This window comes from Streptosporangium vulgare (assembly GCF_042428775.1).
GTDB lineage: Bacteria > Actinomycetota > Actinomycetes > Streptosporangiales > Streptosporangiaceae > Streptosporangium > Streptosporangium vulgare.
In genome coordinates, this window is sequence record NZ_JBHMBS010000002.1 from 500,524 (window position 1) to 522,703 (window position 22,180).

Annotated in this window: 21 protein-coding genes; 9 read left to right on the forward strand and 12 right to left on the reverse strand. The window is 71.0% G+C overall.

Features of this window, described 5'->3' with window-relative positions:
* Positions 1-12: 12 nt before the first annotated feature.
* Both ACFFRH_RS06245 and ACFFRH_RS06250 read left to right on the forward strand, forming a co-directional pair.
* Entirely contained in the window at positions 13-1,170 is a 1,158-nt protein-coding gene (locus ACFFRH_RS06245; protein ID WP_386154910.1) for an alpha/beta hydrolase family protein, read from the forward strand.
* A gap of 100 nt (positions 1,171-1,270) precedes the next feature.
* Positions 1,271-2,164: an aldo/keto reductase gene (locus tag ACFFRH_RS06250; protein WP_344745795.1), complete on the forward strand. Its 894-nt coding sequence runs from the start codon at positions 1,271-1,273 to the stop codon at positions 2,162-2,164.
* A 126-nt stretch (positions 2,165-2,290) separates the two neighbouring features.
* On the opposite strand, the gene ACFFRH_RS06255 is transcribed toward ACFFRH_RS06250, so the two are convergent.
* The 3 genes from ACFFRH_RS06255 to ACFFRH_RS06265 form a co-directional block, all read right to left on the reverse strand.
* Complete coding sequence (locus ACFFRH_RS06255) at positions 2,291-2,878, reverse strand: dihydrofolate reductase family protein (protein WP_344745796.1); 588 nt, start codon at positions 2,876-2,878, stop codon at positions 2,291-2,293.
* A 120-nt stretch (positions 2,879-2,998) separates the two neighbouring features.
* Positions 2,999-3,730, reverse strand: a complete 732-nt coding sequence (locus ACFFRH_RS06260; protein ID WP_344745797.1) for an SRPBCC family protein — start codon at positions 3,728-3,730, stop codon at positions 2,999-3,001.
* The gene (locus ACFFRH_RS06265) at positions 3,727-4,314 is read right to left on the reverse strand and encodes an ArsR/SmtB family transcription factor (protein ID WP_344745798.1); all 588 of its coding nucleotides are present in this window, start codon (positions 4,312-4,314) and stop codon (positions 3,727-3,729) included. The genes ACFFRH_RS06260 and ACFFRH_RS06265 overlap by 4 nt, the downstream gene beginning before the upstream one ends.
* Positions 4,315-4,717: 403 nt before the next feature.
* Between ACFFRH_RS06265 and ACFFRH_RS06270 the strand changes: the two genes are divergently transcribed.
* Both ACFFRH_RS06270 and ACFFRH_RS06275 read left to right on the forward strand, forming a co-directional pair.
* Positions 4,718-5,407, forward strand: a complete 690-nt coding sequence (locus ACFFRH_RS06270) for an RNA polymerase sigma factor (protein WP_344745799.1) — start codon at positions 4,718-4,720, stop codon at positions 5,405-5,407.
* Complete coding sequence (locus tag ACFFRH_RS06275; RefSeq protein WP_344745800.1) at positions 5,404-6,090, forward strand: hypothetical protein; 687 nt, start codon at positions 5,404-5,406, stop codon at positions 6,088-6,090. Before ACFFRH_RS06270 ends, ACFFRH_RS06275 begins: the two co-directional genes overlap by 4 nt.
* 272 nt (positions 6,091-6,362) lie before the next feature.
* Here ACFFRH_RS06275 and ACFFRH_RS06280 read toward each other — a convergent pair whose 3' ends face one another.
* The 3 genes from ACFFRH_RS06280 to ACFFRH_RS06290 form a co-directional block, all read right to left on the reverse strand.
* Positions 6,363-6,635, reverse strand: a complete 273-nt coding sequence (locus ACFFRH_RS06280; protein WP_344745801.1) for a GlsB/YeaQ/YmgE family stress response membrane protein — start codon at positions 6,633-6,635, stop codon at positions 6,363-6,365.
* 259 nt (positions 6,636-6,894) lie between these two features.
* Positions 6,895-8,490: an SPFH domain-containing protein gene (locus ACFFRH_RS06285; protein ID WP_344745802.1), complete on the reverse strand. Its 1,596-nt coding sequence runs from the start codon at positions 8,488-8,490 to the stop codon at positions 6,895-6,897.
* A 177-nt stretch (positions 8,491-8,667) separates the two neighbouring features.
* Complete coding sequence (locus ACFFRH_RS06290; protein ID WP_344745803.1) at positions 8,668-8,868, reverse strand: NfeD C-terminal domain-containing protein; 201 nt, start codon at positions 8,866-8,868, stop codon at positions 8,668-8,670.
* Positions 8,869-9,370: 502 nt separating this feature from the next.
* Here ACFFRH_RS06290 and ACFFRH_RS06295 point away from each other — a divergent pair.
* A complete protein-coding gene (locus tag ACFFRH_RS06295; RefSeq protein WP_344745804.1) occupies positions 9,371-11,404 on the forward strand; it encodes a flavin monoamine oxidase family protein in 2,034 nt (677 codons plus the stop codon).
* A gap of 66 nt (positions 11,405-11,470) precedes the next feature.
* Here ACFFRH_RS06295 and ACFFRH_RS06300 read toward each other — a convergent pair whose 3' ends face one another.
* Together ACFFRH_RS06300 and ACFFRH_RS06305 are read right to left on the reverse strand one after the other, a co-directional pair.
* On the reverse strand, positions 11,471-12,499 hold the full coding sequence (locus ACFFRH_RS06300; RefSeq protein WP_344745805.1) for an acyltransferase family protein: 1,029 nt from the start codon (positions 12,497-12,499) through the stop codon (positions 11,471-11,473).
* A gap of 364 nt (positions 12,500-12,863) precedes the next feature.
* Positions 12,864-13,670, reverse strand: coding sequence for an SDR family NAD(P)-dependent oxidoreductase (locus ACFFRH_RS06305; protein WP_344745806.1), 807 nt, complete (start codon positions 13,668-13,670; stop codon positions 12,864-12,866).
* A 119-nt stretch (positions 13,671-13,789) separates the two neighbouring features.
* On the opposite strand from ACFFRH_RS06305, the gene ACFFRH_RS06310 reads away from it, so the two are divergent.
* Genes ACFFRH_RS06310 through ACFFRH_RS06325 form a run of 4 tightly spaced genes read left to right on the forward strand, consistent with a single transcriptional unit; the run spans position 13,790 to position 17,702 of the window.
* A complete protein-coding gene (locus ACFFRH_RS06310; RefSeq protein ID WP_344745807.1) occupies positions 13,790-16,336 on the forward strand; it encodes a nitrate- and nitrite sensing domain-containing protein in 2,547 nt (848 codons plus the stop codon).
* Positions 16,333-16,740, forward strand: coding sequence for a roadblock/LC7 domain-containing protein (locus ACFFRH_RS06315; protein WP_329088690.1), 408 nt, complete (start codon positions 16,333-16,335; stop codon positions 16,738-16,740). Before ACFFRH_RS06310 ends, ACFFRH_RS06315 begins: the two co-directional genes overlap by 4 nt.
* A 58-nt stretch (positions 16,741-16,798) precedes the next feature.
* On the forward strand, positions 16,799-17,146 hold the full coding sequence (locus ACFFRH_RS06320) for a DUF742 domain-containing protein (protein WP_344745808.1): 348 nt from the start codon (positions 16,799-16,801) through the stop codon (positions 17,144-17,146).
* Entirely contained in the window at positions 17,127-17,702 is a 576-nt protein-coding gene (locus ACFFRH_RS06325; RefSeq protein ID WP_344745809.1) for a GTP-binding protein, read from the forward strand. The genes ACFFRH_RS06320 and ACFFRH_RS06325 overlap by 20 nt, the downstream gene beginning before the upstream one ends.
* Before the next feature lie 390 nt (positions 17,703-18,092).
* Here ACFFRH_RS06325 and ACFFRH_RS06330 read toward each other — a convergent pair whose 3' ends face one another.
* The 4 genes from ACFFRH_RS06330 to ACFFRH_RS06345 form a co-directional block, all read right to left on the reverse strand.
* Entirely contained in the window at positions 18,093-18,464 is a 372-nt protein-coding gene (locus tag ACFFRH_RS06330; RefSeq protein ID WP_344745810.1) for a DUF742 domain-containing protein, read from the reverse strand.
* The gene (locus ACFFRH_RS06335) at positions 18,461-18,850 is read right to left on the reverse strand and encodes a roadblock/LC7 domain-containing protein (RefSeq protein ID WP_344745811.1); all 390 of its coding nucleotides are present in this window, start codon (positions 18,848-18,850) and stop codon (positions 18,461-18,463) included. Before ACFFRH_RS06335 ends, ACFFRH_RS06330 begins: the two co-directional genes overlap by 4 nt.
* A 234-nt stretch (positions 18,851-19,084) precedes the next feature.
* Positions 19,085-21,322, reverse strand: a complete 2,238-nt coding sequence (locus ACFFRH_RS06340; protein ID WP_344745812.1) for a sensor histidine kinase — start codon at positions 21,320-21,322, stop codon at positions 19,085-19,087.
* Between the two features lie 141 nt (positions 21,323-21,463).
* Complete coding sequence (locus ACFFRH_RS06345) at positions 21,464-22,114, reverse strand: DUF998 domain-containing protein (protein WP_344745813.1); 651 nt, start codon at positions 22,112-22,114, stop codon at positions 21,464-21,466.
* Positions 22,115-22,180: the final 66 nt, after the last annotated feature.

Below are 22,180 nucleotides of genomic sequence, written 5' to 3' on the forward strand. Positions count from 1 at the left end.
CGGACCTCTTCCATGAGAAGACTCCTGGCCCTCGCCGCGGGACTGGTCGTCCTCGCCACGTCCGCCTGCTCCGCCCCCACCCCGCCCCGGGCCGACGCCGGCCCGTCGGCCACGCCGACCGGCCCCGTCACCCTGCCCGCCCCCACCGGCCCCCACCCGGTCGGCACCACCACCCTGTATCTGACCGACACCTCCCGGCCCGACCCCTGGGACCTCGACGTCGGCGCCAGGGAGTTGAAGGTCACCCTGTGGTACCCGGCCGAGCGGCGTGACGGGCAGCGGGCGCCGTACATGACAGCCAAGGAATCGGAGCTCCTGCTGAAGGGCTCCAGGGTCATCGGCGTGCCGTACGACACGCTGAGCAGGACGCGCACCAACGCCGTCAAGGACGCCACCCCCTCCGGGCGCGGATTCCCGCTGGTGGTGCTCTCCCCCGGTTTCACCAAACCGGTGAGCACCCTCACCTCCCTGGCCGAGGACCTGGCCGGCCGCGGGTACGTCGTGGCCGGGATCGACCACCCCTACGAGAGCTACGCCACCACCCTGTCCGACGGGCGGATCGCCGAATGCCTCGCCTGCGACAGCGACAGCGACCCCGGCTTCGGCGCACGAGTGGTCCAGGGCCGGGCCGCCGACGTCTCCTTCGTCCTCGACCGACTGCCGTCGGAGTGGGACGGCTCCGACCTGATCGACCGCACCCGGATCGCGATGACAGGCCAGTCGATCGGCGGGGCCGCCGCCCTGGCGACCATGGTGCGAGACCCTCGGGTGCGCGCCGGGATCGACATGGACGGCACCACCTACGCCCGGATTCCCAAGACCGGGTTCACCAAGCCGTTCATGTTCATCGGGACGCCGCAGCACGTCCCCGGGGGCCGCGACACCTCCTGGGACCGCGACTGGAAGCTGCTCACCGGCTGGAAGCGCTGGCTCGTGCTGTCTGGCACGGAGCACCAGTCCTTCACCGACCTGTCGCTGCTGGCGGGCGTCCTCGGCATCAGGCCCGCCCCCGGCGTCCTGTCCCCGGCGCGCTCCGCCGAGCTCACCCGCACCTACGTGGCGGCCTTCCTCGACCGGCACCTGAAATCGCGGCCGCAGCCCCTCCTGGAGGGGCCGTCACCACGCTCTCCCGAGGTCGCGTTCTGCCCCGCGACGTGCGGAACCCCCTGAAGTAGCCGTACGGCACGAGGGCGTGAGACGTCCGGTTTCACGCGGGTGGCCCGGTCATCGGCGTTCCTGGGTGTCCGGAAGGTGGTGGCAGACTTCGTACATGAATCCGGAGAGCATCACAGCGGCGGTGGCGGGAACGTGGGAGCTCGGCGATCTGGTCGTCAACCGGATCGGGTTCGGTGCGATGCGGCTGACGGCGAACGCCGACGGCACGCCGAGCGACCGCGACCGGGCGATCGGCGTGCTGCGCCGCGCGGTCGAGCTCGGGGTGAACCACATCGACACCGCCGCGTTCTATTTCTCGCCGCTGCGTTCCGCCAACGAGCTGATCAACCGGGCGCTGGCGCCGTACCCGGAGGATCTGGTCATCACCACGAAGGTCGGTCCCGGCAAGGATCCGTCGGGTGCGTGGCTGCCGCTGGCCAGGCCGGAGCAGTTGCGCGGCCAGGTCGAGGAGAACCTCCGCCAGCTCGGCCGCGACCACCTCGACGTGGTGAACCTGCGCGTCCACGGACCCGACTCGATCGCCGAGCGCTTCGGCGCGCTGGCCGAGCTGCGCGACGCCGGGCTCATCCGCCACCTGGGCATTTCCAACGTCAGGCCCAAGCATCTCGCCGAGGCCCTCGCCATCGCCCCGGTGGTGTGCGTGCAGAACAGGTACGGCCTCGGCGCGAGCCCCGAGCGCCACGAGTTCCTGCGCGCCTGCGGTGAGCAGGGCATCGCGTTCGTGCCGTTCTTCGCGATCGCCGGGGAGGGACGCGAGGCGGGCGCGGGCGACACCGAGACCGACGAGGTCCTCGCTGTGGCACGCGCCCACGGGGCGACGGCCGCGCAGGTCCGGCTGGCGTGGACGCTGCGGCGCGGACCGCACGTGCTGGCCATCCCGGGCACCGGTAATCCGGATCACCTGGTCGCCAACGTGGCGGCCGGAGCGCTGCGGCTCTCGGATGACGAGGTCGCCCGCCTCGAAAGGGCGACTCCGGTCACCTTCTGATCTCCAGGGTGTCCGGGGACGCTGAGGACTCCGGGGTCTTCAAGGTCTCCGGGGCTCGGCGTCTCCGGGGGCTCCGGGCTCTCTGGGGTCTCGGCGTCTCCGGGGGCTCCGGGGCGTCCTGGAGGTCTAGCCGATCGGCCGGTAGACGCACACGTTCACGCCCGCGTCGCTGGTCACCGTGGAGACCAGTTCGAGCGTGCGCAGGGCACCGTCGGCGGGGAAGATGGTTTTCCCGCCGCCGAGGATCACCGGCATGACGATGAGCCGGAGCTCGTCGACCAGGCCCTCGCTCAGGAGGGTGCGCGCGAGAGTGGAACTTCCCATGACCACCAGGTCGCCGCCGTCGGTCTCGCGCAGTTTCCTGAGGTGGGCGACGGCCTCCTCTCCGGGAATGCGGGTGGTGTTGTTCCAGGTCAGCTCGTCGCCCAGCGTGCGGGACACGACGTACTTCGGGATGCCGTTCATCCGGTCGGCGAACGGGTCACCGGCGCGCTCGGGCCACGCCGCGGCCATGGTCTGCCACGTGCGGCGCCCGAACAGCAGCGCCTCGGCTCCGGCCAGCACGCCGTCGAAGGCGCCGCCGACCACCTCCGGGTCGAAGAACGGGTGTGACCAGCCGCCGTTGGCGAAGCCTCCGTCGGTGTCCTCCTCGGGCCCGCCCGGCGCCTGCACGACGCCGTCCAGGCTCATGAACTCGATGATCACGATACGCATGGGATTACTCCTTGGGGGTGTGTCGCAGAGGTGTGACCGCACTGGTGGCGGACGAGCCGATCGGGGGTGGCACGACCGCTGTGGACCACTGTTTTGGACGGGCCGGCCGAGGTCTGCCGGTCACGCGAAGTTCTCGGCCGTCCAGGCGTCCCACGCGGCCTGCTCGTCGCGGCCCGCGAAGTTCTGGTGGCCGAGCACGAGGGCGTCGCCGCGGGCGGTGCCGGAGTGGATGAACCGGTACAGGCCCTCGTCCGTCCGTACGCCCAGGTTGACGGGCAGGTTCGCGTAGTAGACGACCCCGGAGGAGCCGTCGGGGAGCCGGACGCGGTCGCCTTCGCCGACGTCCGGTGTGACGCCCAGCGACTCCGTGACGATCTTCCAGACGGTGTCCGGGCCACCCGCTCCGGGCCGGAAGGTCGTGGTGACCGACGGGGTGCGGCCGGTGAAGTGGGTGAGGTACTGCTTGAGGGTCTCCAGGTAGATGGGCCAGCCGGCCTTCATCGCCTCGAACTCGGTCTCCCAGTCGTCGCCGAGTATGCCGTTCTGCACGAGCCGCAGCACGGTCGTGCCGCCGCCACGCCCCTCGACGAGATACTCCATCGCCATGAACCGGCCGTCGGGAGCCTCCGCGCCACGGGTCGCGAGACGGGTGCCGGGCTCGTAGGCGGTGATCGTGGCCCGCTGGGTGTGGCCCGTCATCGTCAGGTGGGCGGAGCCGCCGGCGGACGTGCCGAGCTCGGTGCGTCCCATGAACCAGGAGTCGACGCCCGGCCCCGTCGCGATCGCGTCCCAGACCTGCTCGGGAGTGGCGGCGAGCTCGATCTCCTGGGTCAGCTCGAAGGGGTGCGTCATCGGGTTTCCTTCACGCTCGGGTGGACGGCGACGACGATCCGGTGGTCGCGGCCTTTCTCGGCGGACTCGTCGTGGTACTTGGACACCAGGGCCGTGACGGCTCCCGCGAGCTCCTGGGCGAACGCGGCCCGGTCGGCGGCCGAGGCGAAGCGTACCTCGCCGTCGATCGCGAAGGTCGCGACGCGCTTGCGCGCCTTGGCCGCGCCGGTGATGAGCGCCCCGACATCGCGGACCAGCCGGGCCGCGACGGCCAGCAGCCAGCTCGCCGACAGCTGGTCGGGAGAACGGGCCGGGTCGGGCTCGACCGACGCCAGCGCGGTCGGGGAGATCACGTAGGAGGCCGCGGTCGCGCGCATGATGCGCTCGTTGACGTTGCCCTTGCGACGTTCCTCGATCATCTCGACGAGCCCGTGCGCCTCAAGCGCCTTCAGGTGGTAGTTGACCTTCTGCCGAGGCAGGCCGACCCTGGCGGCCAGCATGGTCGCGGAGCCGGGCTCGCTCAGCTCGGCCAGTAGCCGGGCCCGGATGGGGTCCAGCGAGGCCTCGGCCGCGGCCGGGTCCTCGATCACGGCGATGTCCTGCATGACCACAGGCTATTACCGACAAATTATATTGTCAAGGAAGTCTTATTTGCCGGTGTGCCGGCCCTCCCCGGCCCGGGTCCGGGCGGGTCGGGCGGATCCAGGCCGGGTGGGTCGGGTGAATCCAGGCCGGGTGGGTCGGGCGGATCCAGGCCGGGCGGGTCGGGTGAATCCGGGCCGGGCGAGGTCGGATGACTCGGTGACGGTCCCGCTCCGGCTCCTCACCTTTGGTGACCTTTGGGATCGCCGGTCGGCTCCCCCTGGGCCCGTCCGCGTCTCCCGCACGCGGACCGTGATCGGCCGTAGGCCGGGGATCGCGCGGACGCCACGAGCGCATGGGGACGACGTCCTGAATTATCAGGAACTGGTGGATCCGAGCGGACAGTACAGGTGTGTGGAAACGACTATGCGTGCCCGGGTACGCGCCGGGGATCCGGACGCCTTCAGCAGGTTGTTCGACGACCACGCGCGCTCGGTCTACAACCACGCCTTCCGGCTGACCGGCGACTGGTCGGCCGCCGAGGACGTGGTGTCCCTGACCTTCCTCGAGGCGTGGCGGCTGCGCGGCAGGATCGACACGGACGGCGGCTCGCTGCGGCCCTGGCTGCTGGGGGTCGCGACCAACGTGACCCGCAACACCAGACGTTCCGCCCGACGGCACGCGGACGCGCTGGCCAGGCTGCCCCCGGGCGAGGCGATACCGGACATCGCCGAGGAGGTCGCGGCCCGCGTGGACGACGACGAGCTGCTGGCCTCGGTACGGGTGGCCCTGGGCGCGCTGCGCAGGTCCGAGCGGGAGGTGCTCGCCCTGTGCGTGTGGGCCGGGCTCGGGTACGCCGAGGCGGCGGAGGCTCTCGGCGTACCGGTGGGCACGATCCGCTCCCGGCTCTCACGGGCGCGGAAGAGGTTGCGGAAACTCGCCGCGAGTACGGGCGCGGGTGCGAGTGCGGACGCGGGTGCGGGTGCGAGTACAGGCGCGGGCGCGGGAGCAAGGACGGGCGCGGATGCGGGCGCGAGGGAACCGCGAGCGCGGTCCAGACAGGTAAACGGTGACCGCGAGAACGCGGTCCGGTTCGTTCGGGAGAAGGCCCTGTGAATACCCCCAAGCCTCAGCCTGGTGACGATCAGATCGAGGAGCTGGCCCGGCTGCTACCGGTCCCGGTGGAACGGGACCTTCCGGCGGGCCGTCGCCGACCGCTCAAGGAGTTCGTGATGCAGGAGATCCACCAGGATGCCCGGCCGGAGAGGCCCGCACGCCGCCTGCTGCGGCGTCCCGCCTTCCTCGTCCCCGCCCTGGCCGCCACGGCGGCGCTCGCGGTGGCCCTACCGGTCCTCGTCGGCGGAGGGACCCCCGCCTACGCCGTGGACCAGAACCCCGACGGCACGATCTCGATCGAGATCAACGAGGTCAGGGAACCCAAGAAGCTGGAGGCCGACCTGAACGCTCTCGGCTTCAGAGCGGTCGTGGACTACGTGCCGCAGGGAAAGCAGTGCGAGGATCCGCGCGGCGACTTCCTGCCGCGTGAGAGGTCCTACGGACGCGCCGCCGACAACGCGCTGGTCCTCATAGACAGGGAAACGCCCTCCGATGGAGGGTTCGTCTTCAACCCCGGCGCCCTCGAAGAGGGACAGACGGCGGTGCTGGAGTTCACCATCGGCGACCCCACCGTGGGCATATGGGCCCGGATCTCGAACGGGCCGGTGAAGCCGTGTGTCCTGGTCGACAGTACCGAGCACCCGCTGGGTCCCTCACAGTCGCCCGGCTCGTCCGGCGGGTGAGTCACCGGGGTCCGCGGTCCTCGACGGGCCGGTGAACCCGGTTGTCCTGACGGGTTACCCACCCGGCGACGCGTCGCCCGCCGGAGGCCGGCGGCGGGGCCACATGTCCGTACGGCGGGGAACTGGGATGAGGCGGCGCGTCCGTACGGCGGGGAGAACGGCGACGGCCCCGTCCCGGGAAGATCCGGGACGGGGCCGTCGCAGGTGACCGGGGTGGTGGTCTCCGGATTTCCTCGGGTCTCCCCGCGGAAACCGGCCGCCCAGGTCACGGGCTAGCGGACGCCTCGCCTGCCGTACAGGCTCACCGCCAGGATGACGCCGACTGCGGCCAGGGCGATCTGGATGATCAGCTCGATCCAGTCGATGCCGGATGTGGCGGCGACGCCCAGGGCTCCCGCGATCGCGGTGCCGATGAGTGCGGCGACGATACCGATCACGATGGTCAGCCAGATCGGGATGCCCTGCTTGCCGGGCACGACGAGCCGACCCAGGGCACCAATGATGGCGCCGATGACGATGGCGGTAATGATGCCGGTGACTGTCATGTTCCACGCTCCCTGTCTGCTCAGCTGCCAGGCGTATGCCCTGGGAAAAAGGAACAACACATAACGGGGTGCCCCGAATTAGTGGCCACCGGTCACGAGTCCGTCGCGCGAAGGTCTCAGGCCGGACCCGGCCCGCTACCGTCCGTGGAGGAAGTCGGGCTTCACCTGCCCCGATAGCCCCACGGCCCCCACCTGTCCTCCGGCCCGCCTTTGGGAGGACAGGTGGGATAAATCAAAAAAATGGGTGAAGTGCCGAGGGTCAGGGGGTGGAGGCAACGGGTTTTTCAGGGGATGCGGCCCTGCCGGTTCCGCTGCTTCCGCCGGTTCCGCCGGGGGTGGCCGTACCGTCGGCGGAGGGGGCGGGGGCGGCTTTGACCTGAGAAGTGGCCTTGACGGGAGCGAGGGTGTCCGGGGTGGTCGCGGGGGTGACGGTGTTCAGGAGGGAGCGGGCGAGCCCGAGGCCGGCGCCGCCGAGGGTGAGGGCCTTGGCGAGCATCTCCTCGACGCCCTGGGCGCCGTTGAGGACGACCATGTGGTCCACGTTTCCGAAGGCCTTCGCACCCGCCTCGACGATCTGGGGCCACTTCTCGGCGAGCTGCTGGGCGATGACCGCCTCCTGGTTCTCGGCGAGGGCCTCGGCGCGGGCCCGGATCGCGTCGGCGGCGGCCAGGCCCTTCGCCCTGGCGGCGTCGGCCTCCGCGAGCCCCTGCGCCTTGGAGGCGTCGGCGGCGGCCAGGCCGCGGGCCCTGGCGGACTCCGCCTCGCCGAAGCCGGTGACCTTCGTCGCCTCGGCGGTGGCGATACCGCGCAGCCGCACGGACTCCGCCTCGGCCGCGGCGGCCTGCTTGACCTGCGACGCCTGCGCGGCCGCGCGGAGCTCGGTCTCGCGCGCCTCGGCCTCCGCCTGGGCGATGCGGGCGTCGCGCTCGGCCCGGGAGACCGTCACGGTCTCGTACGCCCTGGCGTCAGCGGGTTTGCGGACCTGGGCCTGGAGCCGCTGCTCGGCCAGCGCGGCCTCAAGCTCGGCCGCGCGGGTCTCCTGGACGACGACCTCCTGCCGGGCGGACGCCTCGGAGAGCGGTCCCGCCTGTCGGGACCTGGCCTGGGCCTCGTCGATCTCGGCCTGGTAGACGGCCTGCTTGATCTGCGAGTCGCGCCACGCCGCGGCCTTGTTGGCGGCGGCGATCTGCTCGGCCTGGGTGGCCTCCTGGTCGCGCTGGGCCTCGGCGATGCGGGCCGCGGCGGCGATGCTGGCGGCGTGCGGCTTGCCGAGGTTGGTGATGTAGCCCGTCCCGTCCTCGATCTCCTGGATCTGCAGGGAGTCGACGATCAGGCCGAGCCTGATCATCTCATCGGCGGCCGAGGCACGGGTCTCGCCGGTCAGCCGCTCGCGGTTGAGGATGAGGTCCTCGACGGTGAGGTTGCCGATGATCGATCGCAGGTGACCGGTGAACAGTTCGTGGATGGCGCCGTTCATCGAGTCCTGCTGGTCCAGGAAGCGCCGCGCGGAGTTGGCGATCGAGTGCAGGTCGTCGCCGACCTTGTAGATCACGACGCCTCGTACGACCACCGGGATGCCCTGCTGGGTGACGCAGGAGACCTGGAGGTTGGCGGCGCGGCTGTCCAGGCGCAGGCGGCGCGCGGTCTGGAAACCGGGGAGCACGGAGGTGCCCTTGCCGGTGACGATCCTGAACCCGAGGCTGTCGGCGTCGGTGGAGTTACCCCGGGCGCCGAGACCGGAGATGATCAGCGCCTCGTTGGGCTCCGCCACCCGCCAGACGGTCTTGAACAGCAGGATCATGACGAAAAGGGCGACAAGGACCACGCCCCCTATGACGAAGTACTCCGTGGGCATCTCGGCCTCCGCGGTGTGGGGGAGAGCAGGGGAGAGGAGAAGAAGGGTGGGGAGATCGGTTTCGAGGGAGTGGGGTGGCTCGGGCTCAGGGGAGCGAAGGGGAGCGGAGGTGAGTGAAAGGGGTCAGGGGAGTGGGGTGAGCGAAAGGGCCGGGAAAGCGGCGACGGGTGAGAGGGGTCAGGGGAGAGCGCGGGCGACGTAGATCGTGCGTGGCGGGAAGAACTCGACGACCACGACGATCGAGGCCGGGGCGATCTCCTCGTCCGGGACCGTCGAGTGGGCGTAGAACGCCTCGACGCCCCCGCGGACCGCCACCATCACCTCCCCGACCAGGCCCGGGCCGATCCTTCCGGTGACTCTTCCCTGCTTACCGATCACGCGATACTCCCCGTGACATCCGTCAAAGAGGAAAAGCGAACGCGAACGCCGCCCCCGGCGTGCCGCGCCTCACCGTCCGGCGACATGGAGGCGCCCGATCCATCACCAATCCCCTCACTTCACTTTATACGGGTAACGAGCCGACTGACCATAACGTTCTGGATTATCCGCTAATCCATATGACGCACCTTCCCTGCCCCGCTGAATCCACGGGGAGTCACCCCGAAAGGGCACGGAGCAGCGGAAACGGGACGAGATCGGCGTTGGGATGATGTGTGGGGGCACATCGGACCACTCGCGACATAGGCGGTTTTCCCCGGATCGGATAAGCCCAGGCGACACCGAAGCCGCATCACCCCCTCTCCCCCTTTAATGCCCAGCCACCATGACGTGCCTCTCATGTAGGAGATGTCATGACAGCGCGTTAATGGCCCGGGTAAAAACTTCCCGAAAACGCAGCGCGGCAGCTCCGCCGATCCATTCACATCGTGATGATCGCCCCATGACCGATCCTCACGAGATCAATCCCCGTAAGGCCCTGGAACTCGGCATGGACCGGCCCATCTCCCGTCGAGACTTCTTCGATGGGGTGATCGCGGCCACCGGGATCGCGGCGGCCTGCTCGCTGCCCGGGGTAGGTGAGTGGGGCGGCTCCCCGCCCGCGCTCCCGGAGAATCTGGAGCTTTCGCCGGACACGTCCTATCCGCCGTCCCTCACGGGGCTGCGCGGCGACACCGCGGAGGCGCTGAGCGTGCCCCACGCCCTCCGCGACCGGCGGTTCTGGCCGTACGCGGGCACGCCGGAGCCCACCGGCGAGCACTACGACCTGGTCGTGGTCGGCGCGGGGATCAGCGGCCTCGGCGCGGCCCACCGGTGGCTGGAGCGCGACCCCGCCGCGCGGATCCTGATCCTCGACAACCACGACGACATCGGCGGACACGCCCTGCGCAACGAGTTCCGTCCGACGGCGAGGAAGGGGCCGCTGGTCGCGTACGGCGGCTCGCGGTCGCTGGAGCGCCCGTCGGCCTGGACCCCCGAGGGCAAGGATCTGCTCGCCAAGCTGGGCATCCGCCCCGAGAGTCTCGGGGAGCCCGCCGGACAGGGGCTGTACGCGAGCCTGGGGATGCACGACAGCGTCTTCTGTGACCGGGAGAGCTTCCCCGCCGGGGACACGGAGAAGCTCGTCGTGCTCACGCCCGGTGAGAGCCCCGCCCGGTGGATCGCCGAGCTGCCCGTCGCGGAGCAGGCCAAAAAGGACCTGCTCATGCTGTACGGGAATCCGCCCGACTGGTTCCCCGGCCTGTCCGCCGAGGAGAAACAGGCGCGGCTGGCCCGGCTGACCTACTCGGGTTTCCTCAGGGACGTCTGCGGGGTCCATCCGGACGTGCTGGCGTTCGTCAGGACCATGCCGAGCGACGAGTGGGCCTACGGCTCCGACGCCTTCGGCGCGATCGACGCGTGGGGCGGAGCCGACGAGCACCGGTACGCGGGGTTCCAGGGGCTCGGGCTCGACAGGTCCAAGCCGTCCAGGTACAACTCCCCGACCGTGATCAAGGAGTGGGGCGCGGGCGAACCGCGTACCCGCCGCTTCCCCGAGGGCAACCAGGCGATCGCCCGGATGATGGTCGCCCGGATGATCCCCGGCTTCGCCACGGCCACCGGCGTGGCGGACATCACCACCGCGCGTTTCGACTACGACGTGCTCGACCTGCCCGGCAACCGGGTCCGGGTGCGCCTGTCCAGCCCGGTGGTCTCGGCCGCCAACGACGGCCTCCCCGGCGCGGATCCCGGGACGGCCACCGGCGCCACGGTCGGCTACTTCGACGGCGAGCGGGTGAGGACCGTACGGGCGGGCGGCGTGATCATGGCCTGCTGGAACGCGATGATCCCCTACCTGGTCGGCGACCTCCCGCCCGCGCAGCGGGCGGCCCTGCGGCGGTCGGTCAAGGTGCCCCTGCTGTACGCGACGGTCCAGCTCCGCGACTGGCGGGCCTGGCGGGAGCTGGGGATCAGGCGCGCCCGGTTCACCGGCGCCCGCTGGTGCGTGGCCGAGCTCGACGACCCGGTCGACCTCGGCGGCTACCGGTGCCCGAGGAGTCCCGGGGAGCCGATCGCCGTGCACATGGTCAGCACCCCCGTCACCCCCGGCATGTCCCCCGCGCACGGCTCGGTCGCCGGGCGGTACGCCCTGATCGAGACGCCGTACGAGCATCTGGAGTACAGCATCCGCGACCAGCTCACCCGGTTGCTCGGCCCGGGGGGCTTCGACGCGGCCCGCGACATCGAGGCGATCACGGTCAACCGGTGGGGGCACGGCTACGCGCCCGAGTACGCCACCCCGTGGGACCTCGACTTCTACCCCGACGGGCAACCCCCGGCGGCCGTCGCCCGCAGGCCGCACGGCCGGATCGCGATCGCCAACTCCGACTCCGTTCCCGCCGCCCGTGCCGACGCGGCCGTCACCGCCGCCTACCGCGCGGTCGCGGAGCTCCAGAGCCGACCGCAGGGCCCCTCCGGCGGATCGGTCCTGATCTGACCGGTTCCCGGCCCGGGTTCGCCCGGTTCTGGCTCGTTCGGTTCTGGCTCGTTCGGCCCGGTTTTCTCAGCCCGGTTTTCTCAGTCTGGTGAAGGCCCAGCTCATACTGGGCTCGACCGCCCAGTGGGTGACGCGCCGCACCGGCGCCGTACACAGCAGGGCGGCGAGGCCGACACCGAAGAGCCCCACGGCCGCGACCCCCGGCACGGTCTGCGACCAGTCGCCGTAGAACCGCTCGGCGACCTTCACCACCAGGCCGTGGAGGAGGTAGGCGTACATGGTCGCCATGCCGAGACCGGAGTACCAGGTGCGCCTGGACGGGGTGACCGCGAGGAACGCGGCGACGAGCAGCGTCCCGGCGGCCAGCATGGCCAGGCGGATCAGGCTGCCGGTGAGGTCGTCCACCCCGATCGCGTCGTTGGCGTGCCGCCAGCGGATCCACTCGGTCTTCACGGAGGTGTGCACGGCGAGCGCCAGGGCCGCGCCGGCGGCCAGCGTGACCGCGCCCGCGACCCGGACCCACCGCCTCCTGAGCCACTCGAAGTGCTCGGGCCGCAGCATGAGCCCGAGCACGTAGAACGGGAGCAGGCCGAGGGTGCGGTTCATCGACAGCTCGTCGGGGAGCCTGCTCATCCCCGACAGCAGCGACAGTCCCACCGCGACCACCAGCGGCCACCGCAGCTGCTGCCAGACCGGCGTGGACAGCCGCCACAGGAACAGCGACATCAGGAACCAGGTCAGGTAGTACGGGTCGAGGAGGCTGATGTCGAGCTTGCCGTACAGGAGAAGGCGGGGCAGCGAGTAGATCAGCTCGAAGATCACGTATGGGACGGCGAGGGTGCTGATCAGCTTGCGCGCCTTGCCCGACCCGAAGGTGAAGTTCCGCGACAGGTAGCCGCTGAGCACGATGAACAGCGGCATGTGGAACGTGTACACGAAGAAGTAGGCGGCGTGCGCGACCGGGACGTCCCGCAGGTCCTCGATCAGGTGGCCGGACACGACCAGGGTGATCGCCAGGAACTTGGCGTTGTCGAAGAACGGGTCCCTGCCCGCGGCGGCCGGGAGGACGACCCGCAGCGGGGTTGTGACGCTCACAGCCCCGGACGGTAACCGGATCCGCCCAACACCCGGCGAACGGCCGGTGACGCGCGGGGAAATCCCCGCCGCGAACCGTGGCACCGGTCGCCCGTGGATGTCCGGGTACTCAGGGGGCGACCGCCCGCGGACGACCGGACACTCAGGGACAGCCGGACCCCGCGTACGGCCGGATGCCCGATGACGGCCGGGCCCTCGCGGACGGCCAGATGCTCAGGGAGACGGGCGGGTGCCCGCGGACGACCGGACGCGCGGGGAGACGGGCGGGTGCCCGGGACGGCCGGGTGCCCACGGACACGTGTGCGTGTGCGTGTGCGTGTCCGTGGGCACCCTGGCTGGCGTCGTCATCGTGTCGCGCGGGTGGTCACTCGACGGCGGCGGCGCTCGCGTCCCAGAGAGCGCGGGCCAGCACGGGGTCGCTCATCCCCCGGGGAACGGACGCGGGGGCGCTCTTGGCGAAGTAGCGGCCCGGATGGGCGGCGCCGTCCGGGTGGGTGGCGAGGTGGACCATGGTGCTCGCGCCCTCCTCGGGGGTCTGGCCCATGCCGGGGATGTTCTTCACCATCCACATCATGAACGTCGACGGGGCGAACTCGGTCTTGATCACGCCGGGGTGGAAGCAGGTCGCGGTCACCCCGGTGCCCTGGAGGCGCCGGGCCAGCTCCACCGTGAACAGGGCGCCCGCCTGCTTGGAGTCCCCGTACTGGAGCCAGCCGCTCCAGCGCCGTCGCTCGCGGTCGAGGTCGGACGGGTCGAGGCGCCCGGTCTTGCCCGCGCGGGAGGTCGTGGTGATCACCCGTCCCGCGACCCGTTCGAGCAGCAGGTTCGTCAGGAGGAAGGGGGCCAGGTGGTTGACCTGGATCATCGTCTCGTGGCCGTCGCGCGTGAGCGTGCGCTCGGTGGTCATGACGCCCGCGTTGTTGACGAGGATGTCGATCCGTTCGTAGCGGGACAGCAGTTCCGCCGCCAACCTTCGCACATCACCCAAAAGGGTGTAATCGCAGGTAAACGTATCCGGAAGGGACCCGGAGACCGCCTTCACCCTTTCCGCCACGCGCGCCGTCTTGCCGGGATTACGGCCGACCAGAACCACCTTCCGCCCGCGTCTCGCGAGTTCCACCGCTGCGGCTTCGCCAATTCCGGCACTAGCCCCGGTAATCACACTAATCATCAGATCCTCCACTGCGCAAAAACCTTATTCGGTGCTAGTCTCCTGTGCGATCTTCGGAGGCGTATCCATCCCTAAACCGGCACGAGCCTCCACACGCTCAGGGGTTGGGACGAGTGGACATGAGCTCTAGAAACCGCTCGATTCGGTTCAAGATTTTCCTGCTGTTGCTCCTGCCGCTGCTGTCACTGAGCGCGCTCTGGGGCTTCGTGCTCAACCTGACCGTGGGCGACGGCATCGCACTGCTGAGGGCGAACACCTTCTACCAGACGGTGGGTGTCACCTCCACTGAGCTGGGCCTTCAACTCCAGGCCGAGCGGACGCAGTCGTCGGTCGCGATCAGCTCCCGGGTCCTCACGAGCGGGATGGGCGAACAGCGCGCCCGCACCGACCGCGCGGTCGAGGGGTTCAGGGAGGCCGCCGCCGGCGACCATTCCGACAGTCCGGAACTCGGCAAGTCGCTGGACGAGCTGGTCCGCCAGCTCGACAGGCTCTCGAGCGTCCGATCGGGTGTCGACAGCGGCCAGCACTCGCGGCTCGACGTGCTCTCGAACTACAACCAGATCCTCGACGCGGTCTTCCTGGTGTACGACCAGATGGTCGCGGTGCCCGACCTCTCGATCTTCCAGCAGGCCGCGGCCATGCAGGGGATGGGCAACGCCCACGAGATGATCGCCAGGGAGAACGCGCTGATCAGCGGGGCGCTGATCGACTACCGGCTGTCCACGGAGGAGCGCAAGGCCTTCGGCGAGTACGTCTCCACCCGGCGCTTCCTGCACACCCGGGGCGCGGCCTCGCTGGATTCCGAGCTGGGCGCGCAGTACCGCGACACCTTCGACTCCGCCGCCTTCGAGAAGTTCTCCAACCTGGAGAAGGCCATCCTCGGGTCGTCCGGCGGCCGGCTCGCCCCCGAGGCGAGCACGTGGAAGGCGACCACGAACGCGCTCTCGACCTGGCTCGACCAGGTCAACCTCGCCGCCTCCAAGAAACTGGCGGCCCGGGCCCAGGACGTCGCCACCGGCGTCATGGTCCGGATCCTGATCGCCGGTGGCGTCGGCCTGATCGCGGTGGTGGCGTCGATCATCATCTCGGTCCGCTTCGGCCGCCGCCTCGCCACCGAGCTGGCCGGGCTCCGCTCGGCCGCCCTGGACCTGGCGGACGTGCGGCTCCCCCGCGTCGTGGAGCGCCTGCGGCGCGGCGAGGACGTCGACGTGCGGGCCGAGGCGCCGCCGATCCAGGCGGGCGGCTCGACCGAGGTGCACGACGTGGCCCACGCGTTCGGCTCGGTGCAGCGCACCGCCGTGGAGGCCGCCGTCGGCCAGGCCAACCTGCGGCGCGGTGTCAGCCAGGTCTTCGTGAACCTCGCCCGGCGCAAGCAGAGCCTGCTCCACCGCCAGCTCACCCTGCTCGACAGCATGCAGCGCCGGGCGACCGACCCCGACAGCCTTGAGGACCTGTTCCGTCTGGACCACCTGACCACCCGCATGCGGCGGCACGCCGAGGGCCTGATCATCCTGTCCGGCGCGGCGCCCGGCCGGACGTGGCGCAAGCCGGTGCCCGTGATCGACGTGCTGCGGGCCGCGGTCGCCGAGGTCGAGGACTACACCCGGGTCAACGTGATGCCGGTGCCCGACGTCTCGCTCGACGGGGCCGCGGTCGCCGACATCACCCACCTGGTGGCCGAGCTGATCGAGAACGCCACGATCTACTCGCCGCCGCAGACCGCGGTGACCGTACGCGGGGACGTGGTGGCCAACGGGTTCGCCGTCGAGGTCGAGGACCGCGGCTTGGGCCTGAGCACCGTGGAGTACGCGGCGATCAACGAGCGGCTGGCCAGCCCGCCGGAGTTCGACCTGGCCGACAGCGACCGGCTCGGCCTGTTCGTGGTGGGCCAGCTCGCCTCCCGGCACGGCGTCCAGGTCATCCTGCGCGGCTCGCCGTTCGGCGGCACCACGGCCATCGTCCTCATCCCCCGCTCGGTGATCGCCCAGCAGGAGGCGCCGCTCGCCCTCACCGCGGAGCGGACGTCCTTCACCGCCGAGCGCGCCGCCGGGCGTCAGAAGGAGACGTTCGAGACCGCCCCGCCCGGCGCGCTCGCCCCTCCGGCCGGCGGCAACGGCCTCCCGCGCAGGACGAGGCAGGCCTCCCAGAACCAGCCGGGCCAGACGGGCCAGCCCTTCCAGCAGAACCAGCCGGACCAGTCCGCCGCCCCGTCCCTCAGCGTGGTGACCGACCTTCCCGCCCGTACCCCGTCCACGGATCAGGCGGGGCAGTCGCCCGCGGGCCACGAGACGGGCTGGGGCGCGGCGGCGCGCGAGGCGCCGTCCCAGGGATCGCCCCAGGCGCCCCGTGAGACCCACGAGACGCCTCGCGAAGCCCGGGTCGGGGAGAAGGGCGGCAACGGCGGTCCGACGCGCCAGACGGCCGCACAGCCCCTCACGGGGCCGGGTGGCCTGCCTCGCCGGGTCCGGCAGGCGAACCTGGCGCCTCAGCTCCGCCAGGAGTCCGAGCCGGCCGGGCCGGAGCCGAGGGCGAACCCTGACGAGGAGCGTTCGCCGGACGAGGTCCGCGCGCTGTTCTCCGCCTTCCAGGCGGGGGCGCGACGCGGGCGCGAGGAGCAGGACAATGACTTCGCGCACCATACGACAGGCGACAAGGGGGACAAGTGACCGGGAAATTGACCAACACCGGCGAGCTGAACTGGCTCCTCGACGACCTGACCACCAGGGTGGGCGCGGTGCGTCAGGCGGTGATCCTCTCCACCGACGGGCTGGCCGTCGGATTCTCGAAGGGGCTCCTGCGCGAGGACGCCGAGCATCTGTCCGCGGTCGCCGCCGGATTCCAGAGTCTGGCGCGCGGCGCGGGACGCCACTTCGGCGGCGGCGAGGTGCGCCAGACCATCGTGGAGATGGAGTCGGCGTTCCTGTTCGTCACCGCCGCCGGGCAGGGGACCTGCCTGGCCGTGCTGAGCAGTTCCGACGCCGACGTCGGCCACATCGCGTACGAGATGGCGATGCTGGTCAAGCGGGTCGGCCAGCACATCTCCACCAATCCACGCCAGGGTCTCTCGTGAGCGAGGGCCGCGTCGTCGACGGACCGTTAGATCCCCGATCCCGGTGCCGGAGGTATGGATGACGAACTGGATGGACGAGGAGGCCGGACCGGTCGTCCGGCCGTACGCGCTCATCGGGGGTCGCACCCGCTCCTCCGGTGACAAGCTGGACCTGGTCGCGATGATCACCTCGACTCGCGGCGCTCCGTCCGGGGGATTCGTCCCAGGCCCCGAACAGGAACGCATCCTCGCCATGGTCACCACTCCGACCTCGGTCGCCGATGTCGCCTCGGACCTCAACCTGCCGCTCGGCGTGGTGAGGGTCCTTCTCGGCGACCTGCAGGACCACAAGCTCATCTCGATCGGGCGCGCCTCCGCGAGCGAGCGCATTCTCAAGGAAGTGATCAATGGACTTCGGGCCCTCTGACGAACCCGTCGCCCTCAAGATTCTCATCGCGGGTGGCTTCGGGGTGGGCAAGACCACGCTGGTGGGCGCCATCAGCGAGATCCGGCCGCTCCGCACCGAGGAGGTCCTCTCCGACCGCGGTATCGGCATCGACGACGTCGACGGCGTCGAGGGCAAGACCACCACCACGGTCGCGATGGACTTCGGCCGCATCACGATCAGGGAGGGCCTGGTCGTCTACCTGTTCGGCACGCCGGGCCAGGAGCGGTTCTGGTTCATGTGGGACGAGCTGTCCTACGGCGCGCTGGGTGCCGTGGTGCTCGCCGACACCCGGCGGCTCACCGACTGCTTTCCCTCGATCGACTACTTCGAGCAGCGCGGCACGCCGTTCATCGTGGCCGTCAACTGCTTCGACGGCGCCGACCGGCACGAGGCGGAGGACGTGCGCGTCGCCCTGGACCTCGACATGAACGTGCCGGTGCTGCTCTGCGACGTGCGGCGCCGCGTCTCGGCGAAGACGGTGCTCGTGACGCTCGTGGAGCACTCCCTGCGGGTGCTGACGGCCAGCCAGAGCTGAGGATCGGGCCGGGGCGCTCCCCCGGCCCCGCCAGGGACGGACACCGGCCCGGCACCGGCCTGGCACCGCGGCCGGGAAACGGACACGCCACCGGCTCAGGCGCTACGGCCGGGGAGTCAGGCGCGTCACCGTTCGGACGCCACCGCCTGCAAACAGGCATCCCGGCTCGGGCGCCACGGCCGGGAGACGGATACGCCACCGGCTCGGGCACCGCGGCCGGGAGACAAGCGCGTCACCGTTCGGGCGCTACCGCTGGAAACGGGCACCCCGGCTCGGGCGCGCCGGCCGTTGGGGGCGCGAACACGGGTGCGGCGCCCTCAGTGCCCTCAGTGCCCTTAGTGCCCTCGGTGCCCTCGGCGTCCTTCTCCGCCGCCGGGGACGCGGGTGGTGTCACAGCGCCCGCAGGCCGCTGATCAGTTCCTTCAGGAGGCTCTCAGGGGGCATGGAGGCGGCGGGCAGCGGCGACCGCACCAGGATCAGGCCCTGGTCCAGCAGGTCGCCCAGGAGGACCTTGATCACGCCGATCGGCAGTCCCGCGTCCGAGGCGATCTCGACGATCGGGCGGGCCCGCCTGACCAGGTTGAGCAGCCGCCGGTGCTCGGAGCCCAGGTTCGCCCCGGGACCGGCCGGAACTCCGGTCGCCACCACCATCGCGAGCAGGTCGAACGAGGACGACGACGCCCGGGTGCGCCCACCGGTCATCGCGTAGGGGCGGACGACGGGACCGGCCTCCTCGTCGACCCACTCGACGTCGTCTTTCATTGGCCGGCCACCCGGGGGCCGGTGGCCAGGTGCTGCCCGACGCGGGTGACCAGGCGGGCCATCTCGTAGGCGATCAGGCCCACGTCGGCGGCGCCGGTGGTCATGACCGACAGGCAGCTTCCCTGACCGGCGGAGGTGACGAAGAGGAACGCGGAGTCCATCTCCACCATCGTCTGGCGTACGGCACCGCCGCCGAACTGCAGGCTGGTGCCCTTGGCGAGGCTCTGGAAGCCGGAGGCCACCGCGGACAGGTGCTCGGCGTCCTCCTTGCTCAGCCCTCGGGACGAGGCCATCATCAACCCGTCGTTGGACAGGATCAGCGCGTGCGAGACGTCCGCCACACTCGTGACGAAGTCATCCAGAAGCCAATAAAGCTCACCCGGCACGTGGTTAAACCCCTTCCCCTCTGATGATCTCGATGGTCGCCGGCCCCCACCGGCTCGGTGAATCCGTTCCCGCGAGTCCGCTCCCACGGGCGTCGCCGGGCCGCGCGCACGGCCGCCGGCCGGGGCACGGCGACCCCGGTCCCGGGCGGTCGAGACGCGGCGAAACCGATCTCGGTCGATCAAGGCGCGGTGACCCCGGTCGCGGGGATCCGCTCAGGCGCTCACGGTCCCGGCTCATCCCTTGGCACCGCCGTCCTCGTCGCCGCGCCCGCGCCGCCACCCGGACTGCAGGGCGCTCATCAGCGCCCTCGTCTCCTCGGGCGACCGTCCCTCGACCTCGGCCTCCATCTGGGGCGAGCGGGGCTCCCGGGCCTGGCGCGGCGGCGGCATGTTCGCCTGCCGCACCCGGCGGGGCAGGCCGTCTCCACCGCGCCGCAGCGGCTTCCACAGGTCCGCGGGGATCGGGACCTCACCGGAGGAGTCGCCGGGGCGGTCCACCCGCTCCACGACGGTCCCGGCGAGCTGCCCGGCGGACTCGGACCGCACGCTGATGACGGTGAGCACCGGCGGTTCCAGCGGCTCCTCGACGGGCTCGGGGTCCCCGAGCAGCTGCTCGGGGATGAGGACGACGACCCCGGTGCCGCCGTACGGCGAGGCGCGCAGCGCCACCTCGACGCCGTACCTGGCGGCCAGCAGCCCGACCACGGAGAAGCCGAGCCGGTCGGTGTCGGTCGGGTCGAACTCCGGCGGGCTGGCCAGGCGCTCGTTGATCGCGGCGCGCTTGTCGTCGGTGAGCCCGAGTCCCCTGTCCTCGATCTCGACCGCGAAGCCCCGCCCGACGAGCTCGCCCCGGACCGAGACCTGGCTGCCCGGCGGGGAGAAGACGGTGGCGTTCTCCAGGATCTCGGCGAACAGGTGCATCATGTCGGCGACGGCGTTGCCGACCAGGGTGGTGCCGCCCGTCGGGAAGATCCGCACCCGGGCGTAGTCCTCGACCTGGGCGGCGGCCCCGCGCAGCACGTCCTCCATCGGCACCGACGAGCGCCACTTGCGGCCCGCCGCCCCGCCGGACAGGATCACCAGGCCCTCGGCGTGGCGGCGCATACGGGTGGTGAGGTGGTCGAGCTTGAAGAGGTTCTCCAGCGCCTCGGGATCCTCCGCCTGCTTCTGCATGCCGTCGAGCATCTTGAGCTGGCGCTGCAGCAGCGACTGGCTCCTGCGGGCGAGGTTGCGGAAGGCCTGGGAGACGCCCTCGCGCAGCCTGGCCTGTTCCACGGCGGCGTCCACGGCGCTGCGCTGGACGCTGTTGAAGGCGTCGGCGACATCGTGGATCTCGGCCGTGCTGCCCGACGGCTTGAGCGCGGGCGCCTCGGCCGCCACGTCCACCCTGTCGCCGCGGCGCAGCTTCTCCATCACACTCGGGAGCCGCGCCTGCGCGAGGTCGATGGCGGCCCGCCGCACGGCGGCGAGTTCCTTGGTGATCCCGCTGCCGATCCGGTACGAGACCAGTATCGACGCGACGACCGCGATGAGGCCGAGCACGCCGATGACGCCCGCGCGGACGAAGACGCTGACGGCCGCGGGCGTGGCCTGCTCGATGAGCGCGGGGGCGGTCGCGGTCAGGGAGCGCTGGTAGACGGCGTCCAGCGCGTCGCCGGCGGCGCGCCAGTCGGTGGACCGCACCTCGGCGCCGGTCAGGATGTGGTTCTCCAGCGTGATGAAGCGCGCGTACGTCGAGGAGGCGATCATGTCCGAGAACGGGGCGCGCAGCTTGGGCTCCAGCTCGGGGAGCGCCTGCTCCATGAGGAAGATCCGGTTGGCGGAGAGCCGGGTGAACAGCCGTACCTCGGTGGGCGTCATCGAGGTCCTGAGCGCCAGCGAGCCCGCGGCGAGTGCCCGCTCCCGGCTGAGCAGGTCCATGGCGTGGTTGATCGTCGTGATGGCGCGCGACTGGCGGTAGAGCGGCAGGTCGTTGCTGAGGCTCAGGGTGTTGAAGAGCCGGCGCAGGGCGTCCGGCAGCCGGGCGAACTCCTCGGAGAGTCCCACCGGGCCGATCCGGCCGGAGTCGACCCTGGCGCGGATCATGTCGAGCGCGCCCACCTGCCGCATCAACTCGTGGTGGTGCGTCCTCATCTCCTCGGTCATCGCCCCCTGCGCCACTTCCCCGTTCGTCTGCAGGCGCAGCCGCGTACGGGCCTGGTCGGTGACCAGGCGCTGCGCCACGAGGGTGTCGCGGTCCGCGTCCGAGCGGGTGGCCAGGTACTCGGCCGACAGGATGTGCTCACGCTGGACCGCGGTGCCCAGGTCTCCGGCGGGCTTGGCGACGGTGTCGTACAACGTGCCGACGGAGAGCAGGCTCATCGAGTCGCCGACCGTCACGACCGTCGCGAATCCCCAGAGCCCCACCAGCGATGCGAGCGGGATGACCAGCAGCACCGAGACCTTGAACCGGATGGACCTGCTCGCTGCCATGTCACCTCAACGGCTCGCTCTCGGAGCGCCGGGGGAAGCCCCGGCCGACCTCTAGATCGCCGACGAGAATAGCACTGGCGGCTCCTGCTATTTGTAGCCTATTTGTGACATGTCATGAAAGAGTTTTCAAAAGTGAGTGATTCATCCCAGAGCGGCGCGTGATGCGGGAGCGGCGGCCCGCGCCCAGGTCAGCCGGGCGAGCCGGAGGGCCAGCACCCCGACCAGCGCGACCTCGGTGCCGAGCAGGGTCCACTCGACGAGACCGGCGAGCACCCCGTCCCCGGGAAGCATCACGTAGGTGAGCGCCAGCAGCCCGAATCCCCCGGCCAGCGTCAGCCACTCCAGCGGCCTGGCCACCGGCCGCCACCGCTCGTCCTCGCCGAACCGCGCCACCGTCAGGCCGCCCGCCGCGGGCACCGCGGCCAGCACGCCGAGCGACACGTAGCGGTACACGTGGGAGACCAGGTCCGTCCCCGTGCCGGGAAGCGCCGCGGGCACCACCGCGAGCACGATGAGCCCCACGCCCCAGGCCAGCATCAGCCGCTCGGCCAGGACACCCACCGGCGCCCCCACGGCCCGCAGCCCGGCGACCACCGCGAAGGCCGTCACCCCCAGCGCCACCATCGCGAGCCCGGTGGCTCCGGTGCGGTCCAGCGCGGCGTACTCACTGATCGTCAGATCGAGCGGGTTCGCGTAGGGAACCGGGTCGGTCTGTCCGGCGGCCACGGCCACGGCGGCCACGACGAGCCCGGCACAAGCGATCAGGGGGTAGAGCCTCTTCGACGCGAGCATGCGCTAAGACTGTCCGCCAGAGGACGTTTCAGACATCCGGCGGCACCCCTGATCCAACCCTGAGCC

What these genes read in the sequence shown, in the direction of transcription:
- ACFFRH_RS06245 (WP_386154910.1), top strand. Translation starts at nt 13, where the DNA reads ATGAGAAGACTCCTGGCCCTCGCCGCGGGACTGGTCGTCCTCGCCACG.
- ACFFRH_RS06250 (WP_344745795.1), top strand. Translation starts at nt 1,271, where the DNA reads ATGAATCCGGAGAGCATCACAGCGGCGGTGGCGGGAACGTGGGAGCTC.
- ACFFRH_RS06255 (WP_344745796.1), bottom strand. Translation starts at nt 2,878, where the DNA reads ATGCGTATCGTGATCATCGAGTTCATGAGCCTGGACGGCGTCGTGCAG.
- ACFFRH_RS06260 (WP_344745797.1), bottom strand. Translation starts at nt 3,730, where the DNA reads ATGACGCACCCCTTCGAGCTGACCCAGGAGATCGAGCTCGCCGCCACT.
- ACFFRH_RS06265 (WP_344745798.1), bottom strand. Translation starts at nt 4,314, where the DNA reads ATGCAGGACATCGCCGTGATCGAGGACCCGGCCGCGGCCGAGGCCTCG.
- ACFFRH_RS06270 (WP_344745799.1), top strand. Translation starts at nt 4,718, where the DNA reads ATGCGTGCCCGGGTACGCGCCGGGGATCCGGACGCCTTCAGCAGGTTG.
- ACFFRH_RS06280 (WP_344745801.1), bottom strand. Translation starts at nt 6,635, where the DNA reads ATGACAGTCACCGGCATCATTACCGCCATCGTCATCGGCGCCATCATT.
- ACFFRH_RS06285 (WP_344745802.1), bottom strand. Translation starts at nt 8,490, where the DNA reads ATGCCCACGGAGTACTTCGTCATAGGGGGCGTGGTCCTTGTCGCCCTT.
- ACFFRH_RS06295 (WP_344745804.1), top strand. Translation starts at nt 9,371, where the DNA reads ATGACCGATCCTCACGAGATCAATCCCCGTAAGGCCCTGGAACTCGGC.
- ACFFRH_RS06305 (WP_344745806.1), bottom strand. Translation starts at nt 13,670, where the DNA reads ATGATTAGTGTGATTACCGGGGCTAGTGCCGGAATTGGCGAAGCCGCA.
- ACFFRH_RS06310 (WP_344745807.1), top strand. Translation starts at nt 13,790, where the DNA reads ATGAGCTCTAGAAACCGCTCGATTCGGTTCAAGATTTTCCTGCTGTTG.
- ACFFRH_RS06320 (WP_344745808.1), top strand. Translation starts at nt 16,799, where the DNA reads ATGACGAACTGGATGGACGAGGAGGCCGGACCGGTCGTCCGGCCGTAC.
- ACFFRH_RS06325 (WP_344745809.1), top strand. Translation starts at nt 17,127, where the DNA reads ATGGACTTCGGGCCCTCTGACGAACCCGTCGCCCTCAAGATTCTCATC.
- ACFFRH_RS06330 (WP_344745810.1), bottom strand. Translation starts at nt 18,464, where the DNA reads ATGAAAGACGACGTCGAGTGGGTCGACGAGGAGGCCGGTCCCGTCGTC.
- ACFFRH_RS06340 (WP_344745812.1), bottom strand. Translation starts at nt 21,322, where the DNA reads ATGGCAGCGAGCAGGTCCATCCGGTTCAAGGTCTCGGTGCTGCTGGTC.
- ACFFRH_RS06345 (WP_344745813.1), bottom strand. Translation starts at nt 22,114, where the DNA reads ATGCTCGCGTCGAAGAGGCTCTACCCCCTGATCGCTTGTGCCGGGCTC.